We start from the raw sequence: 6533 nt of genomic DNA, 5'->3' as shown, positions 1-6533 counted from the left end.
CTGGTCCATGGCCTTGATGACGTCGATGAGGATGCCTCGATTCTTGGTTTCCGCATTGAGCGGCAAATGGCCGACGTTGATCCGATAGTCTCGAGCGAGTGCGATGGTCGTACTAGTGAGCAGCCACGCACAGAAGCTGCCGATCATCAATGCACTTGCCTGTTGCCGCGTCATCTTGCTCCTCTGCGATGGGATAGGCTTCTCATCGGATATCGAGACCGATTAGCTCGTCCGCATGCTAGATGATCCGGTGGTGTTGCGCGCGCAGGAAAAGCCTTGACCGCGAGGCTAGGCAAGCGCCTAGCCCTGATCCGCGCCGACAGCGGCTTCCTCGTAGCGATACCCGACACCATAGACCGATTGGATGGCCTCGAGCCCGGGGTCGAGGCTGGCCAGTTTGCGGCGCAGCTTCTTCACATGACTGTCGATGGTGCGGTCTGAGACGATACGATGATCCCGGTAGCTGCGGGCCATCAGCTGCTCACGGCTGAAGATGCGCCCCGGCGCTGACATCAGGGTCGCGAGCAGGCCGCATTCGACCGCCGTTAGCTCGGCGCTCGCCTCGCCAAGGCGCACCCGCAGCCGGTCAGTGTCGAGCTGCAAGCGGGTCGTTGGCCGCTCATTCGGCTGTCGTCCGCGTCGCAGCACGGCCTTGACCCGCGCGACCACCTCGCGCGGGCTGTAAGGCTTGCAGATGTAATCATCGGCGCCGAGCTCGAGGCCGAGTAGCCGATCGATCTCCTCGACTCGGGCAGTGGTGATGATGATCGGCAGGTTGGTGAAGCCGCGCAGCTCGCGGCAGATGTCCAGCCCGTCGCGACCCGGCAGCATCAGGTCGAGCAGTATCAGCGTCGGCGGCTCGGTCCGCACCCGCGCGACCACCTCCCGACCGTTAGCGATGTGCTCAGTCGCGAAACCGACCGCGCGCAGATAATCGGCCAGCAGGGTGGCGAGTCGGATTTCATCCTCGACGATCAGAATGCGCTCGGTCATCATCATTGCGGTAATAGGATTCGAACCCAGAGTCCGCCCTGGGGGGCGGCCAGTGCCTCGATCGAGCCCTGGTGGGCGAGGACGATGGTCTTCGCGATCGCCAGGCCGAGCCCGGCGCCTCCGGCCTTGCGGTCGCGCGAGGACTCAACCCGATACAGGCGCTCGAAGAGCCGAGCGCGATCCGCCTCGCTAACCCCGGGGGCGCTGTCCTGGAAGTCGATCGCCAGCCAACCATCTGCTGCCTGAGTCAAGCGCACCACGAGTGTTCCCCCGGGGTCGGTGTATTGGAGACTGTTGCGCAGCAGGTTGGCAAAGAGCTGTGACAGTCGTTGCGGATCGGCCTGGATCAGCGCCGGCTTGCGCAGCCGATGGTCCCAGTCGAGCGCCAGGCCAGCGTCCGCGAACGAGGCGCGAAAGCTTATAAGCTCGGCCTCGAGCACTGCGGCGAGATCAGTCTTGGTCTTACGGTAGCTTAGCCCGCCGAGATCGCTCAGAGAGAGCTGGTAGAGGTCGTCGATCAGGTGCGACAGACGCATGCTATCGCCGTGCAGGTTCGCGACGGTATCGAGATTAAGCGGGCGCACCCCATCTTGCATGGCCTCAAGCTCGGCGCGCAGCAGGCCCACGGGCGTGCGCAATTCATGGGAGATGTCTGCCACCCAGCGCCGCCGCGCCTGCTCGTTCTGCTGCAGTGTTAACGCCAGTGCGTTGAGGTCGCGACCGAGCGCCGCGAGTTCATCACCTCCAGCGGCCGGCGCCTCCGCGGCGAAGTCGCCGCTGGCTAGGCGGCGGGTGACATCGCGGAAGCGCAGCACGGGGCGCGCGAGCCAGCGCGACAGCCACCAGGCCAGCAGCGCCGATAGGCTGAGCGTGGTCAGCGCAATGATCGGGAGTGCTGCGGTCTGATGCTGGCGAAACCGCAGCTCGGCGGCTTCGTGCAGCGGTGGACCCGCCAGGAGCACCAGCTCGCCGACGTGGGAGCCGTCCAGGTTCAACGGCTGGCGCAGTATCGGATGGGTTGGATCGAGGGCCCTGGGATCGGCAGTTGACCTGAGACTGGGGCCGGCAATGGCCTGGCCCTCTGCATCGAGCAGCATCAAGCGGCGAGCAAGGCGGCCTCGATGCGAGCCTTGCGAGCCTCCATGCCCAGGTCGCTGCTCCGCTCGTTGCCCCGGTCTCTGCAAGGGCTCGCCTGCAAACCTTCTCTGTGCGGCGTCTAACAACGGATGTTGATTCAGGGCATCAGGCTCATCATCGCCGTCGGCGCTAAGGTCGTGAGCGCTGCGCGGATCGATCAGCGACCGCCATAGCCAGCGCTCATTTGCGATCCGCGACCAGCTGCCATCCTCACGATACTGTTCCACCAGACGAGCGCCAATTGCCTCGACCCGTGTCTGCAGGCGCTGCGCGATCATCTGCTTCAGACCCTGCTGGAACGTCCAGTACATCGAGGTTTGCACGGCCAGCACCGAGAGTCCGCAGGCGAACAGCAGCGTCAGAAACAGCTTGGTGCGGATCGAGAGGGTCACCCATCGGCTCCCGTTTATTGCAAAGACCTGACGCCAATGCCCGACGCCAAGGTTTGATGAGCGGGCCGCGGCCGGCCCTTGCTGCCAGTCCTGCAGCGCAGCGAGGGCCAGACGGCTGTTAACGTTCGAACCCCGGCTGCCTACCCAGCCCGAAGCGTGCCAGCTCTGCCAGCTGATCTTGGCTCAGGATGCTGGCAAGGCGCTTGCGCATGCTGCCGTCGCGCATTGAATGCCCGGACCTCTGTGCGTCGGTCAAAAGCGTCTTCAACTAGGCTTGCTGATCATCGCTCAGCGCGAGGCGCTCGGTCATGCGCTTTACGCGCCAGTCGATGCGCTCGGCTTGGTAGGTATCGCGCTTAGTCCGCTGCTCCTCGGTCAGCACCGCATCGACCTGCTCACGAAACTCTGCACGCCTCTTGTCGCGCTCTCTGGCTTGCTCGGCAACAAGGGCTGCAATCGCTTGCTGTTGTTCGGTGCTCAAGTCGAGCTGTTCGCTCATGCGCTCCAAGCGCCAATGGGTACCGGCTCCACCACCGTTGGCGGCGCCGCTCTCGGGCGATTGAGCCGCAAGCGGGGCGGCAAGCAACATAGCCAGTGCGGCGGTGAGTGGAATCATGGCTTTCTTCATCAGAAGGCTCCTTAGGGTCTTATGGATCAAACAAGGGTCGGCTGCGTCAGGGCGGTCGTTATCGCGCCCGACGCAGATAAGAGTAAGACCCCCGTATGCAAAGACCGCGCAGGCATTGTGCAAACATCGTGACTTCAACAGCTGGATTCAGGTGTGCTTCGCGGGTAAGCACATCGCTCGTCGCGACAACCGAGACGGGTAGGAAGCGCTATCGATGCCGTTGCATGGCCTCTGACTGATGGGCCATGTCAGCCGTTCGGGTGAGGGCTCTTGCCCATCGCAATTCACGGGAAAGCCGGCGATACTAGAGCCCTTTTCGACTGCAGCCCCTATCCGCCAATGATGAGTCTCCCGTTCTTCGGCGTCTTCTTCTCGGTCTTAAGTGCCTGGCTGGGCTACCGGCGTCTCGCGCTCGGCCTTGCGCTGGTTTCCATCGTTGGAACCCTGGCGCTATTTCGGATGCATGCAACCGATGCGCTGCAGCTCGCCCTCTGAGGTTTCATGATGTCACCCAACGTCGCTCGCCAGCTCAATGCGCTTGGTTTGCTCGCGATCAGCGTTGTGCTGACGATCGCCTTCGTCGATCAGTTCTTCCTGAACGAGCTTCCCTGTCCGCTCTGCATCCTTCAGCGCGCCGGCTTCGTCCTCGCCGGGACGGGGCTCGCGCTGAATCTCGCTGTCGGAATCAGGGGCTCTCACTATGCGCTGATGATCCTAGGTGCGTTGACGGGTGCGGCTGTTGCGCTCCGCCAAGTCGCATTGCATGTGGTTCCGGGTACGGGGTCCTATGGAGCGCCGATACTTGGTCTGCATCTCTATACCTGGGCCTTCATTCTTTTCGCGCTGATCATCGCGGGAGCCGCCATCTTGCTCCTGTTCGACCTTCAGTTCGCCGCCACGGAAGCGTCCCGGCCGGAAGCACCTGTGCATGGGTGGCTAGCGCGGCTCGCGTTGCTCCTGTTTGCGCTGCTCGTGCTCATGAATGGCCTCTCGACCCTGGCCGAATGCGGTGGTGGGCTTTGTCCTGATGATCCGCAGGGTTACGAGGCGTTCGAGGCACTCAAGGGGCTCTGGCGCTGAGGCCGGTCAGAACCGGTAGAACGCGAACAGCTGGCGGAGGGTCGAGCCCCAAACGTCACTAAAGTGACACCCAGCTCTTTTACTGTATCCTTTTATGGTTTCGCGACGGAGCGCCCTTATTTGAGTCGACCCGACGACGACACCAATACACGGCTTGGCCATGCGCTCTGCGATGATCCGAGCACGGGCGATTATATCGATTGCGCCTCCGTGCAGGAGCTGGATCAGATACTGGCGCGGCAATCCCTGACGCCAGCCTTCGCGCCAATAGCCGAGTTGCGTCTGCGCGACCCGCATGGCTACCGCGGTCAGGTCAGCGGACCCGCCGACAGTCAACTCCGCCTACCCCTAACCTTGTTCGGCGTGGCGGAGCACTGTGGGCGCTCGGCAGAGCTGGCGCTGGCGGCCCTTAAGAGCCTTGCAACAGAATTCCGGGCCCAAGGACTGGGTGGCAAGCTGTTCTACCGGGTCAGACGGGCGGCGCTCTACGACCCCAGCTTTTGCGCTGACCGGCTGCATGAAACCTTGACGCAGGCTGGGATGGAGCCAGAAGCGTTCGTGCTGGGGCTCGCTGAGCATCGCGCCCAGTCAAGCCTCAAGGCATTGAGTCGACTGTTTACCGATCTCCGTGCGCTGGGCATCCAGTTTACGCTGTGCGGATTCGGCGACAGTCATGGCGCGCTCCTCGCCGTTCAGGCACTGCGCCCAGACTACATCGAATTGGGCCGCGGCCAGATCGAAGTCCTGCAGTCGCCTGTGCCCAGCTTCGAATTCGCTCGGGCTACCCTGGATATCGCTCGGCGTTTCAATGCGCTGGTCGTCGCGACAGGGATCGACACTGAGAAGGACCTGCGAGCCGCCGAGGCGCTTGGTATCCCGCTCCTTCAGGGCACCTACGTCGGCGCGCTCGATCGAGAGCCGAAGAAGCGGTTGCGCAAGAAGCTCTTTTGCGGCGTTGGAGACTCCGATCTCGGGCTTGGCGACGCGCATACTGCGACGGTCGCCGGACTGGCAAACGAGATCCCACCCGTATGCTCGGACTATAGCGTCGAGGAGGTCGGGGAAGTGTTTCATGCCACGCGCCAACTGCAGACCCTGCCGGTGGTGGAAAAGGGCAAACCACTTGGCCTTGTGCGGCGAATGGATTTCATGAATCTCTTTCTCAGCCGTTACGGGCGTGATCTGCATGGCCGGAAACCGATCCGGTTATTCATGGATGCCAGACCGGTGATGGTCGAGCACGACACACCCATCAGTGAGGTCAGTCAGAAACTCACCGATTACAACCAAAGCAGCGCCCAGATGGACTTCCTCATCACGCGCAACGGCCGCTATCTCGGGGTTGGTTATATGGTCGATCTGCTGCGCGAGATCACTGTCTTGCAGCTGCAAACGGCGCGGCATGCCAATCCGTTGAGCGGCTTGCCGGGCAACGTTCCGATCAATCAGCGAATCAACGATATGCTGCTTAAGCGGCGTTCGTTCGTGGTGGTTTACGTCGATCTGGATAACTTCAAACCGTTCAACGACGCCTATGGCTACAGCAAGGGTGACGAGGTGATCGTCGCGGTGGCAACGCTCTTGCTCAGCGAATGTGGCACGCTGGGCGATTTTGTCGGCCATGTTGGTGGCGATGATTTCGTGATCCTGTTCGAGGATGACGACTGGGAGACGCGGTGCCGGCGCATCCTGTCGACCTTCGAAGCGCAGGCGCCGAGCTTCTACAACGCAACAGACCGCGAGAACGGCGGCCTATGGGGTGAGGATCGCCAGGGCGGTCGAGTGTTCTTTCCCTTTCTCAGTCTCTCGTTGGGAGCGGTTCAGCCCGATCCCAGCTGCTGTGAATCGTTCCACGATGTCGCGACCATGGCCGCGGATGCAAAGCACATGGCCAAACAGCAAGCAGGCAACAGTCTGTTCATCGAGCGCCGCTGCGGACCACACCGAGTCGCTTGATCCTTCGGCTGTTAGCAGAGCGACTGCCTAGTGATTGATACGAATAAGAACATTCGATCGGGGCTGGCCGATAGCCAACGATGGTGGCGCATTCGTAGGAGACCTTCAGCGTTCAAGCCTGTAAGGATGCGCGATAGGTAAGCCGCGGCAAAGGCGTCCGGGGCTATCGGGTGCCCGTCGCGTGAAACAAGGTATCGTGTACGCGCTGTTCGGCCTGCTTCCGCTACTGATCCGAGTGATGATTAATGGGCCGAAATCAAGTCGTCATCTTTGTTTGGCCACAAAGACTTCATCCGCCATCACTATGCTAGTATCCGAACGCTGATGTATAGAGCCTATGTCTGCTA

6 protein-coding genes are annotated in these 6533 nt (G+C 61.9%); 3 read left to right on the top strand and 3 right to left on the bottom strand.

Annotation, left to right across the window (positions count from 1 at the left end):
* Positions 1 to 300: 300 nt before the first annotated feature.
* The 3 genes from ACY693_RS13030 to ACY693_RS13020 all read right to left on the bottom strand — a co-directional run bounded on the left by ACY693_RS13030 (position 301) and on the right by ACY693_RS13020 (position 3150).
* Positions 301 to 993, bottom strand: coding sequence for a response regulator (locus tag ACY693_RS13030; RefSeq protein ID WP_462322259.1), 693 nt, complete (start codon positions 991 to 993; stop codon positions 301 to 303).
* Positions 994 to 995: 2 nt separating this feature from the next.
* Complete coding sequence (locus ACY693_RS13025; RefSeq protein ID WP_462322258.1) at positions 996 to 2522, bottom strand: ATP-binding protein; 1527 nt, start codon at positions 2520 to 2522, stop codon at positions 996 to 998.
* A 268-nt stretch (positions 2523 to 2790) separates the two neighbouring features.
* The gene (locus ACY693_RS13020; protein ID WP_462322257.1) at positions 2791 to 3150 is read right to left on the bottom strand and encodes a hypothetical protein; all 360 of its coding nucleotides are present in this window, start codon (positions 3148 to 3150) and stop codon (positions 2791 to 2793) included.
* Between the two features lie 342 nt (positions 3151 to 3492).
* Here ACY693_RS13020 and ACY693_RS13015 point away from each other — a divergent pair, with 342 nt between their 5' ends.
* The 3 genes from ACY693_RS13015 to ACY693_RS13005 all read left to right on the top strand — a co-directional run bounded on the left by ACY693_RS13015 (position 3493) and on the right by ACY693_RS13005 (position 6186).
* Entirely contained in the window at positions 3493 to 3645 is a 153-nt protein-coding gene (locus tag ACY693_RS13015; protein ID WP_462322256.1) for a DUF5993 family protein, read from the top strand.
* 9 nt (positions 3646 to 3654) lie between these two features.
* Complete coding sequence (locus tag ACY693_RS13010; protein WP_462322255.1) at positions 3655 to 4230, top strand: disulfide bond formation protein B; 576 nt, start codon at positions 3655 to 3657, stop codon at positions 4228 to 4230.
* 120 nt (positions 4231 to 4350) lie between these two features.
* Entirely contained in the window at positions 4351 to 6186 is a 1836-nt protein-coding gene (locus tag ACY693_RS13005; protein WP_462322254.1) for an EAL domain-containing protein, read from the top strand.
* Positions 6187 to 6533: the final 347 nt, after the last annotated feature.

Source organism: Halochromatium sp. (genome assembly GCF_054919635.1).
This window is presented reverse-complemented; position numbering and strand designations above follow the sequence as displayed.